Raw genomic sequence first — 23,409 nt, 5'->3', positions numbered from 1 at the left:
CGTGTGGGTTCATGTGCGGGGCCAGATAGCCATGGCAATTTCCGCGACGGCCTCCAACTCCTCCCGGCTCGCGCCGTCGCGCGCCTGTTGGGACATCCCGTGCACGACCGCTCCGGTGTGCCGGGCGAGTGCGCGGGCGTCGGTGCCGGAGGGCAGTTCACCTGCGGTGATGTCGGCCCGGATACGGCTCTCGAAGGCGGAGATCATGGCGTTGCGCCGGTTCCGCAGGGACTGCGCGACCTCGGGATTCGTGCAGTTGGTGGCCGCGTGGGCGATGAGACAGCCCTGTGGACGGTCGGGGGCCGTGTAGGCGCGGGCGGCCTCTCGCAGGGTCCGTTCGACGGCGGCACGGGCGGTGGGCTCCTCGGCCAGGGCGCGGTCGGCGAAGGCGGCGTAGCGGGTGTCGTAGACGCTCACCGCTTCCTCGAAGAGCGTGCGCTTGTCGCCGAAGGCCGCGTACAGGCTCGGGGCGCCGATGTCCATCACACGAGTGAGGTCGGAGACGGACGTGGCCTCGTACCCCCGCTCCCAGAAGGCCATGATCGCCTTCTCCAGTGCGGTCTCGCGGTCGAAGGAACGGGGGCGGCCGCGCGGCCTGGATGACGGGGAAGTGGATGCGACCTGCGCTTTCGTCTCCCGGCTGCTCACCATGGAGTGAATTGTATAGCGAGTACTAGAGAAAGGGGCGCGAGTCGGCGTACGGTCTTTCTGTAGCGACCGTTAGACAGGGGGGAGGGTCTCGGACATGGGTGCAGCGTTCCCTGGGCCGTGGGACCCGATTCTGTTAGATTGGTCTAAACCACATGGGCCGTACCGGGGTCCGGTCGAGCCCTCTCCGTTCAGACCGTTTCTACAGATCAGACCGTTTCCTCAGATCGGCAGGCCCAGCGTGGAAGTTGTCATCGTTCCGGATGCCAAGGCGGGTGGCGAGCTCATCGCCGAGGCCATGGCCCAGCTGCTCCGACGCAAGCCCGACGCCCTGCTCGGTGTGGCGACCGGCTCCACCCCGCTGCCCATCTACGAGGCCCTGGCGGCGAAGGTGCGGTCCGGTGCCGTGGACGCCTCGCGGGCGCGGATAGCCCAGCTCGACGAGTACGTGGGGCTGCCGGCCGAGCACCCGGAGTCCTACCGATCGGTGCTGCGCCGCGAGGTCCTGGAGCCGCTCGGGATACCGATGACCTCCTTCATGGGCCCGGACGGGACGGCGCAGGACATCCCCGGTGCGTGTGCGGCGTACGACGCGGCGCTGGCCGGTGCCGGAGGCGTGGACCTGCAGCTGCTCGGAATCGGGACGGACGGGCACATCGGCTTCAACGAGCCGTGCTCCTCGCTGGCCTCGCGGACCCGGATCAAGACGCTGACCGAGCAGACCCGGGTGGACAACGCGCGGTTCTTCGAGGGGGACATCTCGCAGGTGCCGCACCATGTGATCACCCAGGGGATCGGGACGATCCTCGAGGCTCGGCACCTGGTGCTGCTCGCCACGGGTGAGGGCAAGGCGGACGCGGTGGCGGCGACGGTGGAGGGGCCGGTCGCCGCGGTGTGTCCCGCTTCGGCGCTCCAGTTGCATCCGCATGCGACGGTGGTCGTGGACGAGGGGGCCGCGTCCAAGTTGAAGCTGGCGGACTATTTCCGGCACACGTTTGTCAACAAGCCGGACTGGCAGGGGATTTAAAGCGGGTTCTCGTCTGCGGGGTTCTGTTCGCTGCCGGGTGCAGGTCGTCTGTGGCTGGTCACGCAGTTCCCCGCGCCCCTGGCAAGACAGGTGCCGGTTCCCTTCGAAGGGAACCGGCACGTGTCCTGCCGTAACGCCTACTCCCCCGCGATGACCTCCGCCGCCGCCCTGCCGCAGACCCTTGCCGCGCCGTGGGTCGCGATGTGCAGGGCTCCTCGGGCGGGGGCCTGAGGGAGGCCCATCTCGACCACGATCGTGTCGGGGCGGGTGCGGAGGACGGTGTCCAGGGCAGCTCCCATCCAGGGGTGACGGTGTTCGTCGCGGACCACGGCCACGATGCGGCGGGGGCCGGCGGCGGCCAGGGTGGCGAGGCCCGCGTCCTCGCCGGCGAAGCTGCCCGTCTCCGTGCCGGGGAGCATGCGGGCGAGTTCTGCGGCCACGCCCCAGGGGGTCTCGTCGCCGACCGCGATGTTCGCCACCGGGGTGAAGGCGGCGACATAGGGCGCCGTGGTGAGGGGTGTGAAGCTCTCGGCACTGGTGATGCGCAACGCCCTGCGGGCCGCCCGCAGTCCGACCTCCTCGTCGGCAGTCAGGTGCGCGTCGGCCGCGCCGGCCGCCGTCCAGTGGGCCAGTGTGCGGACGCGTTCCGCCGCCTGCGCGAGCCGCTCCTCGGGGAGTTCGCCCGAGCGGACCGCCGAGACCAGGGCGTCGCGCAGGCGTCGTACCGTCTCGTCGTCGGCCAGGCCCCCTCCCACGCAGATCGCGTCGGCGCCGGCGGCGATGGCCAGGACGCTGCCGCGCTCGATGCCGTACGTACCGGCGATGGCCTGCATCTCCATGCCGTCGGTGACGATGAGCCCGGTGTAGCCGAGGTCGCGGCGCAGCAGGTCGGTCAGGACCCGGGACGACAGCGTTGCCGGGCGGTCCGGGTCCAGGGCCGGGACCAGGATGTGGGCGGTCATCACGGCGCGGGTGCCGGCGGCGACGGCCGCGCGGAAGGGACGCAGTTCCCGCTCCAGGAGGACCGACTCGTCCACGTCGATGCGCGGCAGGGCGTGGTGGGAGTCGATCGCGGTGTCGCCGTGGCCCGGGAAGTGCTTGGTGCAGGCGGCGACACCCGCCGACTGCAAGCCCGTGACGTAGGCCGCGGTGTGCCGGGCGGCCAGGTCGGCGGAGGCGCCGAAGGAGCGGACGCCGATGACCGGGTTGGAGGGGTTGGAGTTCACGTCGGCCGACGGGGCCCAGTTGAGGTTGACCCCGCAGGCCGCGAGGCGGCGGCCGAGTTCCGCGGCGACCGCGTGCGTCAGGGCCACGTCGTCCACCGCGCCCAGGGCGTGGTTGCCGGGGAAGGACGAGCCGGTGCGCACCTCCAGGCGGGTCACGTCACCGCCCTCCTCGTCTATGGCGACCAGGACGTCGTCGCGTTCGGCGCGCAACTGGGCGGTCAGGGCGGCCAGTTGTTCCGGTGAGGCGATGTTGCGGCCGAACAGGCCGACCGAGGCGAGGCCCTCGCCGAGGCGGCGGAGCAGCCAGTCGGGGGCGGTAGTGCCGGTGAAGCCCGGTTGGAGGACCGTGAGGGCGTCCCGCGTGAGCGTGTCGGTGCCGCTGGCGATTGTCGTCATCGGGGGGCGTTATCCCTTCACGGCGCCCGCGGTGAGACCCGCGGCCATCTTGCGCTGGACGAGGAGGAAGAGGACCACGATCGGCACGGCCATCATGGTGGAACCGGCCATCATCGGGGCGTATTCGGTGCCGTGTTTGGTGGTGAAGTTGCCGAGCCAGACGGTCGCGGTCTGGTTCTTCTGGCTGAGCAGCATCAGGGCGTACAGGTACTCGTTCCAGGCCTGGATGAAACCGTAGACCGAGGTGGCGACCATGCCGGGGGCCAGCAGCGGGAAGACCACCCGCATGAAGGCGCCGGTGGGGGAACAGCCGTCGACCATCGCGGCCTCCTCCAGTTCCTTCGGAATGTTGACGATGAAGCCGCGCAGCGTCCACACCGTGAAGGGAAGGATGAAGGTCAGGTACGTGATGATCAGGCCCGACAGCTTGTCGTACTGGTCGAGGTCGTTCAGGAGCAGGAAGACCGGGATGATCATCGCGACCAGCGGGACCATCTGGACGGCCAGGATGCCCACGATCACGATCTTCCGGCCGCGGAAGGCGAAGCGGGAGATGGCGAGCGCGGCCAGGGTGCCGACCACGATGCCGATCGCCACGACCGCCAGGGAGACGACGAGGCTGCGGCCGACCGGGCCCCAGAAGTCGGCGATGTCCAGCGCGCGGCTGAAGTTGGAGAAGGTGATCCCGGTCGGCAGCAGGCTCGGGTCCGGGTCGATGGCGTCCTTCGCCGGCTTGAACGCGGTGTTGAGCATCCAGTAGACCGGGAAGCCCGCCGTGACGAAGACGAGGAGGCCGAGGAGGTTCCAGCCCAGCTTCGACTTGCGGGCCCCCGGAGCGAGCGCGCTCATTCGACCTCTCCGATCTTCAGCATCTGACGCATGTAGACGGCGACCACCCCGAGCAGCAGAAGCACGGTGATCAGGGCGATCGCCGAGCCCTGCGCGTAGTCGTTGACCACGAAGGCGCGGTCGTACGAATAGGTCGGCAGGATCTGGAACTCCGGCTCCGGGTGGCCGTTGCGCATCACGAACACCTGCGGGAAGACGCCCATGTCCCAGATGACCGACAGGGTGGTCAGCATCACGATGATGGGCTTGAGGATCGGCAGGGTGACGTAGCGGAACACGCCCCAGGCGCCGGCGCCGTCGAGACGGGCGGCCTCCTCCATCTCCTTGGGGACCTGGGTGAGTCCGGCGCTCAAGGTGATCACCACGAAGGGCACCGCGCCCCAGACCACCAGCAGCATGATCACGGCAAGCCCCTGGGGGCCGCTGGCGAACCAGTTGTGGCCGATCATCTCGACGCCGGGCAGCTTGCTGAGCAGCGCGTTGAGGATGCCGTAGTCCGCGTCGAACAGCCACTTGAAGACGGTGGTGGCGACGATGATCGGCATGCCCCAGCCGGCCACCAGCGCGATGTTGATCAGGGTCTTCACCCAGCCGGAGACCCGCTGGAGCAGCAGGGCGATCAGCATGCCGGCGACCATCGTGAAGATGACACAGCCCGCCGCGAAGACGACGGTCCGGACGACGACCGCCCAGAACTCGCCGTCGTCGAGCACGCCGGTGAAGTTGTCGAAGCCGACCCACTCGGCGGGCTGGAAGCCCCACAGCTGGGACTGGCCGAACTTCTGGAACGACAGGGTGACCAGGCGGACCAGCGGATAGCCCATGACCAGGCCGAGGATGAGAAGGCAGGGCGCGAGCAGCAGCCACGGGGTGGCGCCGGGCCCCCGCCTTCTGCGGGGCACCGTCGGGGTGGGCGGCGGTGGTACCGACAGCGGCGGCGGCACCTCGGTGGGGGTGGTGGTGTCTGCGGCACTCATCGCGTGCTCCTCAGCGGTCCCTCTGGTCGTACGGGAAGCAGGGCCCCGCCCTGGCCGAGTGGGCGTACGGGGCCCTGCCTGTCAGGTCACTTGGTGTTGATGACCTTGTCGATCGCGGTGTCCGCGTCCTTCGCGGCGGCCTCGACCGACTTCTTGCCGGTGCCGATGTTCTGGAGCATGGTCTGCAGGACCTGCGCCTTCTCGACCTGGCCCCAGCCGGGCGCCATGGGCACGAACCAGTTGGACTCGGCCGCGGTGGCCGGGACCGCCGTCGCCGGGTCGTTCTTCAGGGTGGCGAGGTCGGTCTTGTTGTTGGGCAGGTTGCCCTTGGCCATCAGGGCCTTCTGGCCGGAGGGACCGGTGAAGGCGTTGATCCACTCGGCGGCGACGGCCTGCGCCTTGGACTTGACCGGGACGGCGAGGTCCGAACCGCCCAGGAAGACGGGCATGTTCTTGCCGGACGGACCGGGCATCACGAAGTTCTCGAGGTTGTTCTTGAGCTTGCCGGTCTTGTCGTTCTTCGGGTCGGCGGAGGTCGCGCCCTCCCAGGCCGCGCCGAAGATCATGCCGGACTTGCCCTGGCCGTAGACGATGTAGCGGTCGGACTCGTCCTTGGTCTTGTCGCCGTGCATGTACTTGTCGACGACGTTCTTGAACTCGGTGAGGCCCTTGAGGGACTCGGGCGAGGAGAGGTTGGCCTTCCACTGGCCGCCCGACTCGACGGCGATCGAGCCGCCGGCGTCGTAGACGAAGGACATGGCCGCGTACCAGTCACGGGTGGGCTGGTACCAGGCGGAGAACTTGTCGCCCTCCTTCTTCTGGACCTTGTCCAGGGCGGCGGTGAGCTCCGCGTAGGTCTTCGGGGTGGACTTGACGCCGACCGAGGCGAAGACGTCCTTGCGCCAGTTGCCGACCCGGCCGCCCGCGTAGTAGGGGACGCCGTAGGTCTTGCCGTCGTAGGTCACCGAGGCCTTGAGGCCGTCGAGCCAGGCCGAGGAGTTGGTGAACGCGGCCGTGTCCAGGGGTGCGAAGGCGCCCTTGACCATGTAGCCGAGCATCTCGGTATTGCCCATCTCGACCACGTCGGGGGCCTTGTCGGTGGCGAGGACCGCGTCGAGCTTGGTGTTCTTGTCGGGCCAGCCGTAGTACTCGTGGTTGATCTTGATGCCGGGGTGCTTCTTCTGGACCGCGGCGTCCGCGGCCTTCACCAGTCCGGGCCAGTTGTTCTGGGCGTCGACGGTGAGCCAGACGGTCAGCTCCTTGGCGTCCGCGCCGCTGTCGTCCGAACTTCCGCCGTCACTGCCCCCACATGCCGCGACGGAGACCATCATGCCCGCGATACCGATCGCGGCTGCCAGCTTGCGCTTCACGCCACCCTCCTCAGGGATGCCCACACCTCCCGCCCACGAGCCGGGACCTGGACCAATGGTGTAGACCAGTAGGGGGAGCTTGGACCAGACCACGGGGCCTGTCAAGAGTGTGCGAAACGGCCCTGACCAGCCGTTATGCGAGCTACATATGCAGGAACCATTAGTAAAGAAGCCAGCGAAAACAGCGGCGGCGGAGTACTCTCGTCCGCTAGACCACTCACCTCTGTGGACTAGACCAAAAGAGGTGGCGACGGTATACAGAAGGGATCACGACGTGACCCGCATCCGGAGCCGGGAAGGCAGACCATGAGCAGCGACGTCAGCAGTGCGGAGACCGAGGGCGGGGCAGGCGTCCGTACCGCGCGCGTGCCCAAGTACTACCGCCTGAAGAAGCACCTGCTCGACATGACGGAGACGCAGTCGCCCGGCACGCCCGTACCCCCCGAGCGCACGCTCGCCGCCGAGTTCGACACCTCCCGCACCACCGTGCGCCAGGCCCTCCAGGAGCTCGTGGTCGAGGGGCGCCTCGAACGCATCCAGGGCAAGGGCACCTTCGTCGCCAAGCCGAAGGTCTCCCAGGCGCTGCAACTCACCTCCTACACGGAGGACATGCGCGCCCAGGGCCTCGAACCCACCTCGCAGCTCCTGGACATCGGCTACATCACCGCCGACGACCGTCTCGCCGAGCTCCTCGACATCACCGCCGGCGGCCGGGTGCTGCGCATCGAGCGGCTGCGCATGGCCAACGCGGAGCCCATGGCCATCGAGACGACCCACCTCTCCGCCAAGCGCTTCCCGGCCCTGCGCAGGTCATTGGTCAAGTACACGTCCCTCTACACCGCGCTCGCCGAGGTCTACGACGTCCATCTCGCCGAGGCCGAGGAGACCATCGAGACCTCGCTGGCCACCCCGCGCGAGGCCGGCCTGCTCGGCACCGACGTGGGCCTGCCGATGCTGATGCTGTCCCGCCACTCGTTCGACAGGACGGGCGAGCCGGTGGAGTGGGTGCGGTCGGTGTACCGGGGGGACCGGTACAAGTTCGTGGCCCGCCTGAAGAGGCCGGTCGACTAGTTCCCCTTTCGGCACCGCGAGTTCCCTTTTCGGCACCGCGGGTTCCCTTTCCGGTACCGCACGCGGTGTAGCGCACGCAGGCATCCTGCTCTACGGTCCTCCCGACTCCGTCTGGACGGGAGGACCGCCCCGTGCGTACCGCGAACGTCCGAACCATCGTCATCTGGACCCTCGTCGCACTCGTCGGCGCCACCGGCTGGGCCGTGCTCGCGCTCGCCCGGGGCGAGGACGTCTCCGCCGCCTGGATGGTCGCGGCCGCCCTCGGGTCGTACGCGATCGGCTACCGCTTCTACGCGAAGTTCATCGCGCACCGAGTGCTGAAGGTCGACGGGACCAGGGCCACCCCGGCCGAACGCCTCGACAACGGCATCGACTTCCACCCCACCGACCGCCGGGTCCTGCTCGGCCACCACTTCGCCGCGATCGCCGGCGCGGGCCCGCTGGTCGGCCCGGTGCTCGCCGCGCAGATGGGATACCTCCCCGGCACCATCTGGATCATCGCGGGCGTCATCTTCGCGGGCGCGGTCCAGGACATGGTGGTGCTGTTCTTCTCCACGCGCAGGGACGGCCGTTCGCTCGGGCAGATGGCCCGCGAGGAGATCGGCCCCTTCGGCGGCGCGGCCGCGCTGGTCGCCGCCTTCGCCATCATGATCATCCTGCTCGGGGTGCTGGCCCTGGTCATCGTCAACGCCCTCGCGGCCTCCCCGTGGGGCACCTTCTCCATCGCGATGACCGTCCCCATCGCCCTGTTGATGGGCTTCTACCTGCGCGTCCTGCGCCCGGGACGGGTCAGCGAGGTGTCGTTGATCGGCGTGGGTCTGCTGCTGCTCGCGCTGGTCGCGGGCCGCTGGGTGGCCGAGTCCTCGTGGGCCGGCGCCTTCACCCTCGCGCCCTCCACCCTGGTCGTCTGGCTGGTGGCGTACGGCTTCATCGCCTCGATCCTGCCCGTGTGGATGCTCCTCGCGCCCCGCGACTACCTCTCCACCTTCATGAAGATCGGCACGATCGTGCTGCTCGCCCTCGGGGTCGTCGTCGCGCTGCCGACGCTGAGGATGGACGCGGTGACGGACTTCGCCTCGCGCGGCGACGGCCCGGTCTTCGCGGGCTCGCTGTTCCCCTTCGTGTTCATCACCATCGCCTGCGGCGCGCTGTCCGGTTTCCACTCCCTGATCTCGAGCGGTACGACGCCGAAGATGATCCAGAAGGAGACGCAGGTCCGGATGATCGGCTACGGCTCCATGCTGATGGAGTCGTCGGTCGCGATCATGGCGCTGGTCGCGGCGAGCATCATCGACCCGGGGCTGTACTTCGCGATGAACGCGCCGACCGGGGTCATCGGGACGACGGTGGACAACGCCTCGCAGGTGGTGACGAGTTGGGGCTACTCCATCTCCCCCGCCGAACTCGCCCAGGCGGCGAAGAACGTCGAGGAGACGAGCCTGCTCTCGCGCACCGGCGGCGCCCCGACCCTGGCCGTCGGCGTCTCGGAGATCTTCTCCGAGGTCACCGGCGGGAGCCTGCGGGCCTTCTGGTATCACTTCGCGATCATGTTCGAGGCGCTGTTCATCCTGACCGCGCTCGACGCCGGCACACGCGTGGGCCGCTTCATGCTCCAGGACATGCTGGGCAACGTGTACCGGCCGTTCCGGAACATCAGTTGGAAGCCGGGGCTGGTCCTCACCAGCGCGGTCGTCTGCGCCCTGTGGGGTTACTTCCTGTGGGTCGGCGTCCACGAACCCCTCGGCGGGATCAACCAGCTCTTCCCGATCTTCGGCATCTCCAACCAGCTCCTCGCCGCGGTCGCCCTGGCCGTCTGCACCACCCTGTTGGTGAAGTCGGGACGCCTCAAGTGGGCCTGGATCACCGGGATCCCGCTCGCCTGGGACGCGACCGTGACGCTCACGGCGAGCTTCCAGAAGGTGTTCTCCAGCGACCCGAAGGTCGGCTTCTTCAAGCAGCGGTCCGTGTTCCAGGACGCCATCGACGACGGCAAGGTCCTGCCACCCGCCAAGAGCATGGACGACATGCACACCGTGGTCACCAACTCCACGGTCGACGGCGTCCTGACGGCCGTCCTCGCCCTGCTGATCGTGGTGGTGATCGCCGACGCGCTGCGGGTCTGCGTCCGGCACGTCCGCCGTCCCGCGCTGTCCACGCTCAGCGAGGCGCCCTACGTCGAGTCGAAGATCCAGGCCCCGGCCGGGCTGATCCCGACCCGGGCGGAGAAGGAGGAGGCGCGCGATGCGGTCGCTCGGACGGGCGCTTAGGGCCGTGCGCTGGTACGTCCGCGAACTGACCGACGAGTCGGCGTACGACCGCTATGTCGCGCACGTCCGCAAGGACCACCCGCGGGCGCCGGTGCCGACCCGCAGGGCGTTCGAGCGGATGAGGACGGAACGCCAGGAAAGCGACCCACGGCAGGGGTTCCGCTGCTGCTGAGCGGGGGCTTCACAGAATCGACATACCGATATGCGGACGAGGTCTTCCACTCACGCGACACCGTGACCTAGATTGCCTGCGCGTTACAGGTGATCAACGCTGATCAGCGAGGGGACGGAGTCACGACATGTCGGACGCACCTGAAGTGAGACCACCGGTGGTGACACCGGCACGGGTGGTCATCGCCCTCTGCCTGATCGCCCCGTTCGTGGCGATGCTGTGGGTCGGCTCGTACGCCAAGGTCGACCCCACGTTCATCGGCATCCCGTTCTTCTACTGGTACCAGATGCTGTGGGTGCTGATCTCCACCGCGCTCACGATGATCGCGTACCAGCTCTGGCAGCGTGACCAGCGCGCCCGTCGGGGAGGCACCAAGTGAACGACGGCGTCAACGGCGTGGCTCTCACCGTCTTCATCCTCTTCTTCCTGGCCGTCACGGTCATGGGCTTCCTGGCCGCGCGCTGGCGCAAGGCCGAGAACGAGCACAGCCTCGACGAATGGGGCCTGGGCGGCCGGTCGTTCGGCACCTGGATCACCTGGTTCCTGCTCGGCGGCGACCTCTACACGGCGTACACCTTCGTCGCGGTGCCCGCGGCGATCTACGCGGCGGGCGCGGCCGGGTTCTTCGCGGTGCCGTACACCATCCTGGTGTACCCGCTGATCTTCACGTTCCTGCCCCGCCTGTGGTCGGTCTCCCACAAGCACGGATACGTCACCACCTCGGACTTCGTGCGCGGCCGGTTCGGCTCCAAGGGCCTGTCGCTGGCGGTGGCCGTCACCGGCATCCTCGCGACCATGCCGTACATCGCGCTCCAACTGGTCGGCATCCAGGCCGTCCTGGACGTCATGGGCGTCGGCGGCGGCGAGAACACGAACTGGTTCGTGAAGGACCTCCCGCTGCTGATCGCCTTCGGTGTCCTCGCGGCGTACACGTACTCCTCCGGGCTCAGGGCTCCCGCGCTGATCGCGTTCGTGAAGGACACACTGATCTACATCGTCATCGCGGTGGCGATCATCTACATCCCGATCAAGCTGGGCGGCTTCGACGACGTCTTCGGCGCGGCGAGCGAGAAGTACACGGCGGCCAAGGCGGGCGGACTCGTCCCGCTGGAGGCGGGCCAGTGGACGTACGCCACGCTGGCGTTGGGCTCCGCGCTCGCGCTGTTCATGTACCCGCACTCGATCACCGCGACGCTCTCCTCCCGCAGCCGTGAGGTGATCCGCCGCAACACCACGATCCTGCCGCTGTACTCGCTGATGCTGGGTCTGCTCGCACTGCTCGGGTTCATGGCGATCGCGGCCGGGGTCAAGGTCACCAACCCGCAGCTGGCGATCCCGCAGCTCTTCGAGGACATGTTCCCGGACTGGTTCGCGGGCGTGGCCTTCGCGGCGATCGGCATCGGCGCCCTCGTCCCCGCGGCCATCATGTCCATCGCGGCCGCGAACCTCTTCACCCGCAACATCTACAAGGACTTCATCAAGCCGGACGCCACGCCCGCGCAGGAGACCAAGGTCTCCAAGCTGGTCTCGCTCCTGGTGAAGGTCGGCGCGCTGGTCTTCGTCCTCACCATGGACAAGACGGTGGCCATCAACTTCCAGCTCCTGGGCGGCATCTGGATCCTCCAGACCTTCCCGGCCCTGGTCGGCGGCCTGTTCACCCGCTGGTTCCACCGCTGGGCCCTGCTCGCGGGCTGGGCGGTCGGCATGATCTACGGCACGGTCGCCGCGTACGGTGTCGCCTCCCCGACCCAGAAGCACTTCGGCGGCTCGGCGAAGGAGATCCCGGGCATCGGCGAGATCGGCTACATCGGCCTCACCGCGTTCATCCTCAACGTGGCGGTGACGGTCGTCCTGACCTTCGTCCTGAAGGCGGCCAAGGCCCCGGACGGCATCGACGAGACCAGCCCGGAGGACTACACGGCGGACGCGGGCGACCCGGGGGTGGAGGTGGAGCTTCCGCCGGCTACCGCGGGTACCTCGCACTAGGGGTTTCAGGGGCGCGGGGAACTGCGCGAGCAACCCCACACAACCCGCAGCGGGCCGCCGAGAGCAACCCCCCTCGGCGGCCCGCTCTCGTGCACACTCACCCCCATGGACATCCTGATTCGCCCAGCCGAACCCACCGACTACAAGACCCTCGGCGACATCACGGCAAGTGCCTACCTCCAGGACGGCCTACTCGCTTTCGGCGACGAGGACGACTGGTACCTCGAAGAACTCAGGGACGTGGCCAAGCGGGCGAAAACCGCAGAGGTCCTCGTGGCCACAGCCGACGACCGCATCCTCGGCGGAGTCACCTTCGTCCCCGACGGCGGCCCCATGTCGGAGATAGCCCGCCCCGGAGAGGCGGAGATCCGCATGCTCGCGGTGGCCCACGCGGCCCGCGGCGAAGGCGTGGGACAAGCCCTCGTGCAGGCCTGCGTCGACCGCGCCGCAGCCACCGGATCGGACATCGTCCTGTGCACCCAGCCCACCATGCACACGGCCCACCGCGTCTACGAGCGTCTCGGATTCACCCGCGTCCCCGAGCGCGACTGGCACCCGATCCCCGGCGACGACTTCACGCTCCTCACTTACAAGTTGACGCTCTGAAGTCACCGCGACACAACATATGGGGCTGCTTCCAGCACCCGGCACAAGATGTATGCTCATGCTCGCTGTCGCCGCAGGGGAATCCGGTGCGAATCCGGAACTGTCCCGCAACGGTGTACTCATGCGCGCACAAGCGCATATGAGCGTCAGTCCGAGGACCTGCCGACAGCACGCCCGGCCGCCGTGGTCCGGGTGTCATGACGTCCGGGCCTCGTGGAATGGGCCGGTGGACGCGACGCCGTGCGCGCTCGTGTGCTGCCCCCTGCCCTCAAGGCCCCGTGCCGAGCGAGGGAGAGCCCCACGTGACCATCGCGCCAGCCGATCCGGCTTCAGCCACCACCGCTGTGGACGAGGACGGTCCCGGAACCGCGTTGCTGCGGACCCTGACGGAGCTGACCGCCGACCTCCCCGACACCGACCCCGGCCGGGTCGCCGCCGCCGCGCTGCGGGGCCGGTCCTCGCGTGCGGTCTCCCCCGAAATGGTCGCGGAGTTGCGTGAGCTGGCCACCGAGGCGGCGGCCGGCCTCATCTCGGAGGACCCCGCGTACAGCAGGTTGGCGGCCAGGCTGCTGACCATCTCCATCGCCGCGGAGGCCGCCTCGCAGGGCGTCACCTCGTTCACCGGCTCGGTCGCCGTCGGCCACCGCGAGGGCCTCATCGCCGACCGGACCGCCGAGTTCGTGCGGGTCCACGCCGAGAAGCTCGACGCCCTGATCGACCCCGGGGCCGACGACCGCTTCGGCTACTTCGGGCTGCGCACCCTCCACAGCCGCTACCTCCTGCGGCACCCGATCACCCGCAAGGTCATCGAGACCCCCCAGCACTTCATGCTCCGGGTGGCCGCCGGCCTCGCCGAGGACGACACGGTGCACGCCCTGGACGAAGTCGCCGCGCTCTACGGGCTCATGAGCCGCCTCGACTACCTCCCCTCCTCCCCCACGCTCTTCAACTCCGGCACCCGGCACCCCCAGATGTCGTCCTGCTACCTCCTCGACTCCCCGAAGGACGAGCTCGACTCCATCTACGACCGCTACCACCAGGTCGCCCGGCTCTCGAAGCACGCCGGTGGCATCGGCATCGCGTACTCCCGCATCCGCAGCCGCGGTTCGCTGATCCGGGGCACCAACGGTCACTCCAACGGCATCGTCCCGTTCCTGAAGACCCTCGACGCCTCGGTCGCCGCCGTGAACCAGGGCGGTCGGCGCAAGGGCGCGGCCGCGGTCTACCTGGAGACCTGGCACTCCGACATCGAGGAGTTCCTGGAGCTGCGCGACAACACCGGTGAGGACGCCCGCCGTACGCACAACCTGAACCTCGCGCACTGGATCCCGGACGAGTTCATGCGCCGGGTGAACGCGGACGCCGAGTGGTCGCTGTTCTCGCCCGCCGACGTGCCCGAGCTGGTCGACCTGTGGGGCGAGGAGTTCGACGCGGCGTACCGCAAGGCCGAGGCCGCCGGGCTCGCGCGCAAGACGATCCCGGCCCGTGACCTCTACGGCCGCATGATGCGCACCCTCGCGCAGACCGGCAACGGCTGGATGACCTTCAAGGACGCCGCCAACCGCACCGCCAACCAGACGGCGCTGCCCGGGCACACGGTCCACTCCTCCAACCTCTGCACGGAGATCCTGGAGGTCACGGACGACGGGGAGACGGCGGTCTGCAACCTGGGGTCGGTCAACCTCGGCGCGTTCGTGGACACGACGACCGGCGACATCGACTGGGAGCGGCTGGACGCCACCGTCCGCACCGCCGTGACCTTCCTCGACCGGGTCGTCGACATCAACTTCTACCCGACCGAGCAGGCGGGGCGGTCCAACGCCAAGTGGCGCCCGGTCGGTCTGGGCGCGATGGGCCTCCAGGACGTCTTCTTCAAGCTGCGGCTGCCCTTCGACTCCCCCGAGGCCAAGGCCCTCTCCACCCGGATCGCCGAGCGCGTCATGCTCGCCGCGTACGAGGCCTCCGCCGACCTCGCCGAGCGCAACGGCCCGCTGCCGGCCTGGGAGAAGACCCGTACCGCCCGGGGTGTCCTGCACCCCGACCACTACGCCGCGGAGCTCACCTGGCCCGAGCGCTGGGCGGCACTGCGCGCGCGCATGGCCACCACGGGCCTGCGCAACTCCCTCCTGCTCGCCATCGCGCCCACCGCCACCATCGCCTCGATCGCCGGGGTGTACGAGTGCATCGAGCCGCAGGTCTCCAACCTGTTCAAGCGCGAGACGCTGTCCGGGGAGTTCCTCCAGGTCAACTCCTACCTGGTGAAGGAGCTCAAGGAGCTCGGCGTCTGGGACGCCCGCACCCGTGAGGCGCTGCGCGACGCGAACGGCTCGGTGCAGGACTTCGCGTGGATCCCGGCGGACGTACGGGCGCTGTACCGCACGGCCTGGGAGATCCCGCAGCGCTCTCTGATCGACATGGCGGCGGCGCGGACCCCGTTCCTCGACCAGTCGCAGTCCCTGAACCTCTTCCTGGAGACGCCGACCATCGGCAAGCTCTCCTCGATGTACGCGTACGCCTGGAAGTCCGGGCTGAAGACGACGTACTACCTGCGCTCGCGCCCGGCGACCCGTATCGCCCGCGCGGCTCAGGCCACCGTCCCCGTCCAGCAGGCGGCCCCGGAAGACGCCGTCGCCTGCTCCCTGGAAAACCCCGAGTCCTGCGAGGCATGCCAGTAATGACGACCGAAGCCAAGAACCTTCTCGACCCGGGCTTCGAGCTGACCCTCCGCCCCATGCGCTACCCGGACTTCTACGAGCGCTACCGGGACGCCATCAAGAACACCTGGACCGTCGAGGAGGTCGACCTCCACTCGGACGTCTCCGACCTCGCGAAGCTCAGCCCCGCCGAGCAGCACCTGATCGGCCGGCTGGTCGCGTTCTTCGCCACGGGGGACTCGATCGTCGCGAACAACCTGGTGCTGACGCTCTACAAGCACATCAACTCCCCCGAGGCGCGGCTGTACCTGAGCAGGCAGCTCTTCGAGGAGGCGGTGCACGTCCAGTTCTATCTGACGCTGCTCGACACCTACCTCCCCGACCCGGACGACCGGGCGGCGGCCTTCGACGCCGTCGAGAACATCCCCTCCATCCGCGAGAAGGCCGAGTTCTGCTTCAAGTGGATCAACGAGGTGGAGAAGCTGGACCGCCTGGAGTCCCGGGCCGACCGCCGCCGCTTCCTGCTCAACCTGATCTGCTTCGCCGCGTGCATCGAGGGCCTCTTCTTCTACGGCGCCTTCGCGTACGTCTACTGGTTCCGCAGCCGGGGCCTGCTGCACGGCCTCGCCACCGGCACCAACTGGGTGTTCCGCGACGAGACCATGCACATGTCCTTCGCCTTCGACGTGGTGGACACCGTGCGCAAGGAGGAGCCGGAGCTCTTCGACGAGCAGCTCCAGCAGCAGGTCACCGACATGCTGGGGCAGGCCGTGGAGGCGGAGCTCCAGTTCGCGCGGGACCTGTGCGGCGACGGACTGCCCGGTATGAACACCGAGTCGATGCGCCAGTACCTGGAGTGCGTCGCCGACCAGCGCCTGACGCGCCTGGGCTTCGCGCCGGTGTACGGCTCGGAGAACCCGTTCTCCTTCATGGAGCTCCAGGGCGTCCAGGAGCTGACCAACTTCTTCGAGCGGCGTCCGTCCGCGTACCAGGTCGCCGTGGAGGGCACGGTCGACCTGGACGAGGACTTCTGACGGGTTCGCTTCAAAACTCGGTGGATCCGGGTACGCGTGTGGCACGTCTCATCGGCGAGGAGGCCCCACCATGCGCCCTACGACCCACCGCACGACCCTCGCCCTCGCGGCACTGACGCTGGTGCTCGCGGGGTGCGGGACCGAGGCCGGAAGCGAAGGGGGCGGCGGCGACACCGTGTCGCCGCCGCCCTCGTCGGCATCCCCGTCCCCTCCCCCGTCCGGCTCTCCGTCACCCGGCTCTCCGTCACCCGGTTGTACGGCCACCTCGGAGCTCGACGCGGCCGACAGCGGCAGCACCGTGTGCCTCGCGGTGGGCGACACCCTCCGCGTCTCGCTGGACGGGACGAAGAGCCGCCCCTGGAAGCCGGTCAGCACCGAGGGCGTCGGACTGGAGGCGACCAACAGCGGGATCGTCCTGCTGCCCGGTGACGCGAGTTCCGCGTACAAGGCGGTCTCGGCCGGCCGGGTGCGGCTGAGTTCGCAGCGCCCTCTGTGCGCGACCGAGACCGGCCAGGTCTCCTGCAAGGGCATTCAGGAGTGGCGGGTCACCGTGCTGGTCACCTGAGCGTGACCGCGTCCCCGGCCGACACCTTCAACGAGGTGGTCGTGGTGCCGGGGAAGTACCAGCGCCAGCTTCCCGCCGACGTGGCGGTCACCTTGGTGCTGAGTCGGCCCAGGTTGTCCGTCTTCACGGTCTTGACCGTGCCGTAGTGGGCGGCGCCGGCCGCGCGGAACTGGAGCCTGACCGTCTGGCCCGGGTAGCCGTGGTACTTCAGGTCCTCCCAGTTGGCCCGGGAGAGCTTGCCCCTGACGGTGAGCTGAGCGCCCTTGGCGACGGGCTCGGGGGTCGCGTCCGTGGTGAGCTGCGCGGCTCGCTTGACCTTGTACTCGGCGATGTGGTCCGAGATCCAGTAGTCGCCGTCGTTCGCCTTGACGGTGGCGTTGACCTGCCAGACACCGGCGACCCTGTTGCTGTCGATGTCGTCGCTCGCGGCGATCCAGCCGGGGTCGACCGTCATCGTGCCCGTGCACACCGAGGTCGTCGCGCTCTTCTTCACGCAGGACGAGTCGCCGTCCCAGTCGACGAAGCCGTATCCGTTGGTCCTGTTGAACGTGCTGAGGCTCGTGATCTTCTTGACGCCCGAGTCGTCCTTGACGGTGATCGCGATCGGGTACGTGACGGTCTTCGCCGTACCGATGATCACGTTGCCGCCCTTGTTGACGACGGTCTTGGTGACTCTGATGTCACCCTCGCCCTCGGCGTGGGCGCCGGTGGCCGTGAGCAGGGCCAGGGCTGCCGCCCCGCCTGCCACGGCCCACAGTCTGTGTTTCATGATCCTCCCCTGTTCGTTCAGGAGAGGTTAGACCGTCCGGGTCACCCCGTGAGCGGTCCGGTACTCGCGTGCCTTCCTGATCTGACGGTCGACGCGCTTGTCGTGCACGATCCCGATCACGGACGGGAGCGCCAGCAGGACGAGGATTCCGAGAACAATCAGCATTCCGATCAGTCCTTGTGTCTGTGCGGTCGTCATGTCACTACTGTCGCGCCGTAGACTCCTGTCAAACAGTGGCAGGACTGCCGCACACCCTCGATTTACTGCCATCGCTGAGGCACACTGGCAGCATGCTGAAGAACGTGGCCGCCGTCGTCCTGGACGGCGTGAACCCCTTCGAGCTCGGTGTCGTGTGCGAGGTCTTCGGGACCGACCGCAGTGACGACGGGCTGCCCGTGTACGACTTCGCGGTCGCCTCGGCCGAGGGCCCCCGGCTGACCTCCCGCTCGGGCTTCGCCCTGCACGTCGAACACGGCCTGGAGCGGCTGGAGTCGGCCGACCTGATCGCCGTACCGGCCTGCGCCCGCTACGAGACGCGGGACTTCCCGCCCGAGCTGCTGGAGGCCCTGCGGAGCGCGGTCGGCCGCGGGGCCCGGGTGCTCAGCGTGTGCTCCGGCGTCTTCATGCTCGCCGCGGCCGGACTGCTCGACGGCCGGCGCTGCACCGTGCACTGGCACCACGCGGAGGAGCTGGCGCGCGCGTATCCACGGCTGACGGTCGAGCCGGACGTCCTGTACGTCGACGAGGACCCGGTCATCACCTCCGCGGGCACCGCCGCCGGCATCGACGCCTGCCTGCACATCGTGCGCAAGGAGCAGGGCACCGAGGTCGCCAACAAGATCGCCCGGCGGATGGTCGTACCCCCGCACCGGGACGGGGGTCAGGCGCAGTACATCGAGCGGCCGCTGCCCCGGTCCAGGTGCGACACCGTCGGCGAGGTGCTCGTGTGGATGGAGCGGCACCTCGACGAGGACGTCACCGTCGAGCAGCTCGCCGAGCGCGCGCACATGTCCCCGCGCACCTTCGCCCGCCGCTTCCAGCAGGAGACGGGGACGACTCCCTACCGCTGGATCCTGCGCCAGCGTGTGCTGCTGGCCCAGCGGCTGCTGGAGGCGACGGACGAGACGGTGGACGCGATCGCGGGCCGCGCCGGGTTCGGCACCGCGGCCGCGCTGCGCCACCAGTTCCTGCGCGCGGTGGGCACCACCCCGAACGCCTACCGGCGCACCTTCCAGGGCCCGGAGGCGGCCTGACCCGTCACCGGGGCAGGGGCCGCACCAGGAGCCGGTTCGGCCGCAGGGTGATGCCGGGGCGGGGGGTGTCGTCCGAGCCGGGCACCTGCTCGAAGCGGTACTTTCGGGCCAGCGCCGCCGTGAGCAGCGTGAGCTGGGCCATCGAGAAGTGGTCGCTCGGGCACTTCCGATTGCCGGTGCTGAACGGGCTCATGGCGTGTTTCGGAACCGCCTTGGACCGCTCGGGACTCCAGCGCAGCGGGTCGAAAGCCGCGCTGTCGTCGAACGACTTCGCATCGCGCTGGATCGCGTACGGACTGTAGACGATGTCGGACCCGGCCGGAATGCGATAGCCACCGAGTTCGGTGTCCCGTACCGCCCGCCGCGTCAATATCCATACCGCGGGCCACAAACGCATGGTCTCGACCACCACATAGTTCGTGTAGCTGAGCGACCGAACGTCCTCGAATGCCACAGGACGGCCACCGGTGACCGATTCGACTTCCGCGCACACCTTGTCCGCGTGTTCCGGATGTTCGGCGAGCACCTGAAGCAGCCACATGATCGTGGACGCGACGGTTTCGCCGCCGGGGGTGAGTATCGCGACGACCTGGTCGTGGATCTCCTGTTCCCCGATGGGGTCGCCATTCGCGTCCTTCGCCGCCAGCAATGCCGTCAGCAAATCGTCCGGCTTTTGACCGGATGCCCGGCGTTCGGCGACGATCTCGTCGACCACGAGATGCAGATCGGCGAGCGCCCGGTTGAATGCGAGGTTGGCCGGCAGCGGCAGCCTGTACAGCGGCCCCGCGGGTATCACCATCCTCCGGTACATCCCCCGGAAGACGGTGGTGAGCGCGACGCACAGCCGCTCGGCGCGCTCGTCCATGTAGTCGCCGCGCAGCAGGCAGCGGGCCGCGATGCGCACGGCGACCCGGAAGGACTCCAGGGTGGCGTCGACCGTCTCACCGGGCTGCCAGCGCTCGGCCAGCGCCTGTGCCTCCTCCGCCATGATCGGCCCGTACGCCGGTATCGCGTCGAGCCGGAACGCGGGCTGGATGGTGCGCCGCTGGCGCCGGTGCTGGGGGCCGTTCGCGGTGGCCACGCCCTCCTTGCCGACCAGGCCCTCCAGGGACTCCCACAGCGGACCGGCGATGATGAAGTCCGGGTTGAGGGCCACGGCTCCGGTCAGTTCGGGGGTGGTGGGCGCGTACACCGTCTTGGGGCCGAGCCGGAGGCGGACGACGTCGCCGTGCCGCCGCAGCCCGGCCAGGAAGCTCAGCGGATCGCGGACCAGACGCAGGCCGTGGCCGAGGACGGGGACGCCCCCGCCGGCCAACGGCGGCTCACCCGACCCGGGAGTCACCGTGGTGTCGGGTTTCACGGATTCGACGGTCATTTCTCACCTGCCGCTTCGTTGTTGACGTACGGGGGCGTGGACCGGTCGTCCCAGCTTTCGACCATGTAACGGCCGGACTCGTGGTGGAACCAGTAGACGGTGCTGAACCAGTTGCGCATATTGCGGACGCAGGCCCGGACGGCGGTGCTCAGTTCCTTTCCCCGCACCGTGCCGTCGTCGAGACCGTCGGCGAAAAGGAGGGCGTCGGCCTCGGCCACGAGGAATGCGTCCACGCATTTCTCGATCAGTCGCCGCATTTCCCGGATCGCCTCTTCGAGGGTCAGCCCCTCATGTTTGATGAGGCTGATTCCGAGATTGTGGACCTCGTCTCCCGCGATTTCCTTGGGGAGCGAACAGAGGTCGTTGTACCAGGCGGCGAATTCCTGGCTCAGCAGGGCCGCCCGCAGATATGCCGGGTGTTTCCTCACCCCGTCCGGGAGTTCGCATCCCGCGCTCGCCTCCAGCAGATCCGTCCAGATCCAGTGCGCGAAGGTGAGGCGGCGCAGAGCGAGATATTCCCCGACCGTGGGAATGATTCCCCTGGTGCGATTGCGGAATTCCCGGTCATAGGCCTCGATCACGTCGTGGAAGTGGCCGGCGAACCGGGTGTTCCACGTCTGCGGCAGGAACGAGTACAGCCGCACCATGCTGTCGGCGAACGCGGCGACCAGCGGATCCTCGTGGTGCAGGTGGTCGCGTGGCGAGTCGAGCGCCGCATGCAACCGGAACCTCAGCCGCCGCCACGCGCGCGGACGGTGATGGACGATGTCACGGTCATGCCGGTCGTCCCAGACGAAGAACCACGCGCTGTAGTCCGCTATCGCCTGGAGGACCTCGTCGGGGGCGCCGAGGTAGTACCCGGCCATCAAGTCCGTGTAGCACAGTCCGTCGGCATATTCCGCAACCTTGTCCGCCGGCATGAGCCGTTTTTCCAGAAGCCAGGTACGGGTCCTCTCCTGGAGCCTGGGCCAATACGGATGCAGTTGCCTGGGAAACGCTGCCTCGATCACCGGGAGAGAGAGCGACGGTGGAACCGCGATCGCCGTCGGCGTCGATGTGGTGCTGTGTGGGAAAGCAGGCACGAACAAACCCCTTCCAGCCGCCAGTTGGCGCACGCCCCTGCCGCTGAACCGGGCGTGCGCCGTTGCGTATCCCCGCACTTCCTATTCAGCACCACAACTGACCATTCTGGGAACGGATTTGCTTCGTTCACTACCCCATGGTGTCGAGATTCTCCCCATGTGTGACTCGGATCGGATCACTAAGTGAGCATCTCCGATCGAACGTGCGACGCACATGCGAACGGCGCCTGTTCGGGGAGTGGTTGCCGAACAGGCGCCGTGCGGGCGGGGGTTGTGGGACGTCAGTCGTTGGCGACCACGGGGTAGCGGGGCTCGTTCTCGGCCATCTGCCGCAGCGCGTCCTTGCGTTCACGCTTGGAGAGCCGGTCGATGTAGAGGTAGCCGTACAGGTGGTCGGTCTCGTGCTGCAGACACCGGGCGAAGTAGCCGGTGCCGCGGACCTTGACCGGGTTGCCCTTCTCGTCCTGCCCGGTGACCTCGGCGTAGTCGGGGCGGGCGAGCGGCGCGTACGCGGTGGGCACCGAGAGGCAGCCCTCGTTGCTCTCGTCCAGCTGGCGCCGGTCGGCGGGCAGGTCCACGAGCTTCGGGTTGCAGACGACACCCACGTGCCGCTTGCCCTCGTCGTCCTGGCAGTCGTACACGAAGACCTTCAGGTCGACGCCGATCTGGTTGGCGGCGAGGCCGACGCCCTCGGCGGTGCGCTGGCTGGCGAACATGTCCGCGACCAGCCGGTCGAGCTCCTCACCGAACTCGGTGACGTCCTTGCACTCCTTGTGCAGCACGGGGTTCCCGACGACGGTGATGGGCCGCGAGGTGCCGCGCTCACGCCAGGCGTTCTCCCGCTCCTCGGTGTCCTCGGTGTCGATGACGAACCCCTCGTCGTCGACGGGGAGCACGCCCGCGTGCTGCTGATCGGTGTCCTGCTGGGCCATGACCGACGATGCCTTCCTCAAACCAAAACAGGGGGTGACTGCTGATACAGGGTACGGGGGACGCGCCCCACAGGGGGCGCGGGGAACTGCGCGACCAGCCACAACGGACCCGCACCGAACAACGACCTAGCAGACCTCTTCCAGGTCCCGCCAATCACGAGAATCCGGACTGTCCGCGACCCACCCGTCCAACAGCCCCCGGACCAGCGAAGCCGGCGCGGCCACCCCGCACTCCCGCTCCGGCACCCACAACTGCCCGTCCGTGCGGTGCCCCAGCGGCCCGGGATGCCCCGGCTCACTGTGATCGTGGGGATCCAGATGCTCCCCGTCGCCCTCGTCCGACGGCATCCGCGACTCGGAACACATCCGGCACAGCAGCCGCACCGAGGAGGACCAGTCCTCCGCGGCGAACCCCGCGTCGGCCGCGAGCTGCTCCAACGCGTCCCGGTCCGCCTCGGTGGCCGCCTCGAGCAGCACCACCCAGGTGGGCACGGGCGACGGCGCCCACAGCTCGATCTCGTCGAACACCGGATAGGCGTGGCCCGACGCGGTCGTCCGCTCGCCGTGCGGCACCCCGTCGTGCAGCACGACCTCGCCCCAGCGCCGCCCGGAGGACGGCAGCGGGATCGACAGCACCTCGATACGGGCGGGGTCCAGCCGCCGCCCCCAGACCACCTCGGCCTCGCCCTCGGGAGACAGCCGTACGGCCGCGCTGCCGAGGTCCATGCCGAGCGGCTCCCCGGCCGCGGTCGCACCGCCCGGCACCCGCAGCCCGTAGGCCTGCCAGGCGCGCCGGGCCAGCGGCCAGTCCTGGAGCGCGGTCGCGGCGATGCCGACGTTCCACCAGTCGGGCGCCCCGGTCTCCCGGTCGAGCAGGGCGACGGCACGCAGCCCCGCGGCCCGCGCCTGCTCCCAGTCGTGCCGGAACTTGTGCAGCAGGGCGAGGTTGAACCAGGACTCGGACAGCCACGGCTCCAGGTCCGCGGCACGTGTCAGCAGCGCGCCCGCGTCCTCGTACCGACCGTCTCCGATCAGCGTGAACGCGCGGTCGGTGGCCTGCCGCCAGGAGGCGGAGGGCCGGTGCCGTCCCTTGCCGAAGATCCTCACGATTCCCGCCTGCCGGTTCCGTCGAGTGGGCTGGCTGTGCCCC

At 68.8% G+C, this 23,409-nt stretch carries 22 protein-coding genes and 1 riboswitch; of the genes, 11 read left to right on the top strand and 11 right to left on the bottom strand.

Going from position 1 to position 23,409, the window contains the following annotated elements; genetic code table 11:
• Positions 1 to 9 precede the first annotated feature (9 nt).
• The gene (locus ABZ098_RS09825; protein WP_356588982.1) at positions 10 to 651 is read right to left on the bottom strand and encodes a TetR/AcrR family transcriptional regulator; all 642 of its coding nucleotides are present in this window, start codon (positions 649 to 651) and stop codon (positions 10 to 12) included.
• A gap of 238 nt (positions 652 to 889) precedes the next feature.
• On the opposite strand from ABZ098_RS09825, the gene nagB reads away from it, so the two are divergent.
• Complete coding sequence (gene nagB, locus ABZ098_RS09820) at positions 890 to 1,675, top strand: glucosamine-6-phosphate deaminase (RefSeq protein WP_356588980.1); 786 nt, start codon at positions 890 to 892, stop codon at positions 1,673 to 1,675.
• 137 nt (positions 1,676 to 1,812) lie between these two features.
• Here the strand turns inward: nagB and ABZ098_RS09815 are convergent, their stop codons facing one another.
• From ABZ098_RS09815 to ABZ098_RS09800, 4 genes are all read right to left on the bottom strand, one after another.
• Positions 1,813 to 3,297, bottom strand: coding sequence for a glycoside hydrolase family 3 protein (locus ABZ098_RS09815; protein WP_356588978.1), 1,485 nt, complete (start codon positions 3,295 to 3,297; stop codon positions 1,813 to 1,815).
• 9 nt (positions 3,298 to 3,306) lie between these two features.
• Positions 3,307 to 4,146, bottom strand: coding sequence for a carbohydrate ABC transporter permease (locus ABZ098_RS09810; protein WP_356588976.1), 840 nt, complete (start codon positions 4,144 to 4,146; stop codon positions 3,307 to 3,309).
• Entirely contained in the window at positions 4,143 to 5,123 is a 981-nt protein-coding gene (locus ABZ098_RS09805) for a sugar ABC transporter permease (protein WP_356588974.1), read from the bottom strand. The genes ABZ098_RS09810 and ABZ098_RS09805 overlap by 4 nt, the downstream gene beginning before the upstream one ends.
• Positions 5,124 to 5,209: 86 nt before the next feature.
• Positions 5,210 to 6,493 carry an extracellular solute-binding protein gene (locus tag ABZ098_RS09800; protein WP_356588972.1) on the bottom strand — a complete coding sequence of 428 codons (1,284 nt, stop codon included), beginning with the start codon at positions 6,491 to 6,493 and terminating at the stop codon, positions 5,210 to 5,212.
• Between the two features lie 306 nt (positions 6,494 to 6,799).
• Between ABZ098_RS09800 and ABZ098_RS09795 the strand changes: the two genes are divergently transcribed.
• The 9 genes from ABZ098_RS09795 to ABZ098_RS09755 all read left to right on the top strand — a co-directional run bounded on the left by ABZ098_RS09795 (position 6,800) and on the right by ABZ098_RS09755 (position 16,848).
• The gene (locus tag ABZ098_RS09795; RefSeq protein WP_356588970.1) at positions 6,800 to 7,564 is read left to right on the top strand and encodes a GntR family transcriptional regulator; all 765 of its coding nucleotides are present in this window, start codon (positions 6,800 to 6,802) and stop codon (positions 7,562 to 7,564) included.
• A gap of 131 nt (positions 7,565 to 7,695) precedes the next feature.
• On the top strand, positions 7,696 to 9,831 hold the full coding sequence (locus ABZ098_RS09790) for a carbon starvation CstA family protein (RefSeq protein ID WP_356588968.1): 2,136 nt from the start codon (positions 7,696 to 7,698) through the stop codon (positions 9,829 to 9,831).
• Positions 9,806 to 10,003 carry a YbdD/YjiX family protein gene (locus ABZ098_RS09785; protein WP_356588966.1) on the top strand — a complete coding sequence of 66 codons (198 nt, stop codon included), beginning with the start codon at positions 9,806 to 9,808 and terminating at the stop codon, positions 10,001 to 10,003. Before ABZ098_RS09790 ends, ABZ098_RS09785 begins: the two co-directional genes overlap by 26 nt.
• 127 nt (positions 10,004 to 10,130) lie before the next feature.
• Entirely contained in the window at positions 10,131 to 10,382 is a 252-nt protein-coding gene (locus tag ABZ098_RS09780) for a DUF3311 domain-containing protein (protein WP_356588964.1), read from the top strand.
• Positions 10,379 to 11,989, top strand: coding sequence for a monocarboxylate uptake permease MctP (mctP, locus tag ABZ098_RS09775; protein ID WP_356588962.1), 1,611 nt, complete (start codon positions 10,379 to 10,381; stop codon positions 11,987 to 11,989). The genes ABZ098_RS09780 and mctP overlap by 4 nt, the downstream gene beginning before the upstream one ends.
• A 105-nt stretch (positions 11,990 to 12,094) precedes the next feature.
• Positions 12,095 to 12,595: a GNAT family N-acetyltransferase gene (locus ABZ098_RS09770; RefSeq protein WP_356588960.1), complete on the top strand. Its 501-nt coding sequence runs from the start codon at positions 12,095 to 12,097 to the stop codon at positions 12,593 to 12,595.
• Positions 12,596 to 12,672: 77 nt separating this feature from the next.
• A riboswitch (cobalamin riboswitch) is annotated at positions 12,673 to 12,755 on the top strand.
• Positions 12,756 to 12,897: 142 nt separating this feature from the next.
• Entirely contained in the window at positions 12,898 to 15,270 is a 2,373-nt protein-coding gene (locus tag ABZ098_RS09765) for a ribonucleoside-diphosphate reductase subunit alpha (protein ID WP_356588958.1), read from the top strand.
• Positions 15,270 to 16,283, top strand: coding sequence for a ribonucleotide-diphosphate reductase subunit beta (locus tag ABZ098_RS09760; RefSeq protein ID WP_356588956.1), 1,014 nt, complete (start codon positions 15,270 to 15,272; stop codon positions 16,281 to 16,283). Before ABZ098_RS09765 ends, ABZ098_RS09760 begins: the two co-directional genes overlap by 1 nt.
• 70 nt (positions 16,284 to 16,353) lie before the next feature.
• Entirely contained in the window at positions 16,354 to 16,848 is a 495-nt protein-coding gene (locus ABZ098_RS09755) for a hypothetical protein (RefSeq protein ID WP_356588954.1), read from the top strand.
• Here ABZ098_RS09755 and ABZ098_RS09750 read toward each other — a convergent pair.
• Together ABZ098_RS09750 and ABZ098_RS09745 are read right to left on the bottom strand one after the other, a co-directional pair.
• A complete protein-coding gene (locus tag ABZ098_RS09750; RefSeq protein ID WP_356588952.1) occupies positions 16,841 to 17,617 on the bottom strand; it encodes a hypothetical protein in 777 nt (258 codons plus the stop codon). The two genes, ABZ098_RS09755 and ABZ098_RS09750, sit on opposite strands and share 8 nt — an antisense overlap.
• Before the next feature lie 27 nt (positions 17,618 to 17,644).
• Positions 17,645 to 17,815 carry a hypothetical protein gene (locus tag ABZ098_RS09745; protein WP_356588950.1) on the bottom strand — a complete coding sequence of 57 codons (171 nt, stop codon included), beginning with the start codon at positions 17,813 to 17,815 and terminating at the stop codon, positions 17,645 to 17,647.
• A 92-nt stretch (positions 17,816 to 17,907) separates the two neighbouring features.
• Here ABZ098_RS09745 and ABZ098_RS09740 point away from each other — a divergent pair, with 92 nt between their 5' ends.
• Positions 17,908 to 18,870, top strand: a complete 963-nt coding sequence (locus ABZ098_RS09740) for a helix-turn-helix domain-containing protein (protein ID WP_356588948.1) — start codon at positions 17,908 to 17,910, stop codon at positions 18,868 to 18,870.
• A gap of 4 nt (positions 18,871 to 18,874) precedes the next feature.
• Here ABZ098_RS09740 and ABZ098_RS09735 read toward each other — a convergent pair whose 3' ends face one another.
• The 4 genes from ABZ098_RS09735 to ABZ098_RS09720 form a co-directional block, all read right to left on the bottom strand.
• Complete coding sequence (locus ABZ098_RS09735; protein WP_356588947.1) at positions 18,875 to 20,245, bottom strand: cytochrome P450; 1,371 nt, start codon at positions 20,243 to 20,245, stop codon at positions 18,875 to 18,877.
• Entirely contained in the window at positions 20,242 to 21,327 is a 1,086-nt protein-coding gene (gene cyc1 / locus ABZ098_RS09730; protein WP_356588945.1) for an epi-isozizaene synthase, read from the bottom strand. Before cyc1 ends, ABZ098_RS09735 begins: the two co-directional genes overlap by 4 nt.
• A gap of 281 nt (positions 21,328 to 21,608) precedes the next feature.
• Positions 21,609 to 22,259 carry a peptide deformylase gene (def, locus tag ABZ098_RS09725; protein WP_356588943.1) on the bottom strand — a complete coding sequence of 217 codons (651 nt, stop codon included), beginning with the start codon at positions 22,257 to 22,259 and terminating at the stop codon, positions 21,609 to 21,611.
• Between the two features lie 126 nt (positions 22,260 to 22,385).
• Positions 22,386 to 23,366 (bottom strand): hypothetical protein, encoded by a 981-nt coding sequence (locus tag ABZ098_RS09720; RefSeq protein WP_118082460.1) that lies wholly within the window; start codon positions 23,364 to 23,366, stop codon positions 22,386 to 22,388.
• Positions 23,367 to 23,409: the final 43 nt, after the last annotated feature.

Origin of the sequence: Streptomyces sp. NPDC006335 (assembly GCF_040612795.1) — a bacterium.
Lineage (GTDB): Bacteria > Actinomycetota > Actinomycetes > Streptomycetales > Streptomycetaceae > Streptomyces.
This window is presented reverse-complemented; position numbering and strand designations above follow the sequence as displayed.

What these genes read in the sequence shown, in the direction of transcription:
- ABZ098_RS09740 (WP_356588948.1), top strand. Translation starts at nt 17,908, where the DNA reads ATGCTGAAGAACGTGGCCGCCGTCGTCCTGGACGGCGTGAACCCCTTC.
- def (WP_356588943.1), bottom strand. Translation starts at nt 22,259, where the DNA reads ATGGCCCAGCAGGACACCGATCAGCAGCACGCGGGCGTGCTCCCCGTC.
- ABZ098_RS09795 (WP_356588970.1), top strand. Translation starts at nt 6,800, where the DNA reads ATGAGCAGCGACGTCAGCAGTGCGGAGACCGAGGGCGGGGCAGGCGTC.
- ABZ098_RS09805 (WP_356588974.1), bottom strand. Translation starts at nt 5,123, where the DNA reads ATGAGTGCCGCAGACACCACCACCCCCACCGAGGTGCCGCCGCCGCTG.
- ABZ098_RS09735 (WP_356588947.1), bottom strand. Translation starts at nt 20,245, where the DNA reads ATGACCGTCGAATCCGTGAAACCCGACACCACGGTGACTCCCGGGTCG.
- ABZ098_RS09750 (WP_356588952.1), bottom strand. Translation starts at nt 17,617, where the DNA reads ATGAAACACAGACTGTGGGCCGTGGCAGGCGGGGCGGCAGCCCTGGCC.
- ABZ098_RS09755 (WP_356588954.1), top strand. Translation starts at nt 16,354, where the DNA reads ATGCGCCCTACGACCCACCGCACGACCCTCGCCCTCGCGGCACTGACG.
- ABZ098_RS09810 (WP_356588976.1), bottom strand. Translation starts at nt 4,146, where the DNA reads ATGAGCGCGCTCGCTCCGGGGGCCCGCAAGTCGAAGCTGGGCTGGAAC.
- ABZ098_RS09760 (WP_356588956.1), top strand. Translation starts at nt 15,270, where the DNA reads ATGACGACCGAAGCCAAGAACCTTCTCGACCCGGGCTTCGAGCTGACC.
- ABZ098_RS09780 (WP_356588964.1), top strand. Translation starts at nt 10,131, where the DNA reads ATGTCGGACGCACCTGAAGTGAGACCACCGGTGGTGACACCGGCACGG.
- ABZ098_RS09815 (WP_356588978.1), bottom strand. Translation starts at nt 3,297, where the DNA reads ATGACGACAATCGCCAGCGGCACCGACACGCTCACGCGGGACGCCCTC.
- ABZ098_RS09785 (WP_356588966.1), top strand. Translation starts at nt 9,806, where the DNA reads ATGCGGTCGCTCGGACGGGCGCTTAGGGCCGTGCGCTGGTACGTCCGC.
- ABZ098_RS09770 (WP_356588960.1), top strand. Translation starts at nt 12,095, where the DNA reads ATGGACATCCTGATTCGCCCAGCCGAACCCACCGACTACAAGACCCTC.
- ABZ098_RS09825 (WP_356588982.1), bottom strand. Translation starts at nt 651, where the DNA reads ATGGTGAGCAGCCGGGAGACGAAAGCGCAGGTCGCATCCACTTCCCCG.
- ABZ098_RS09745 (WP_356588950.1), bottom strand. Translation starts at nt 17,815, where the DNA reads ATGACGACCGCACAGACACAAGGACTGATCGGAATGCTGATTGTTCTC.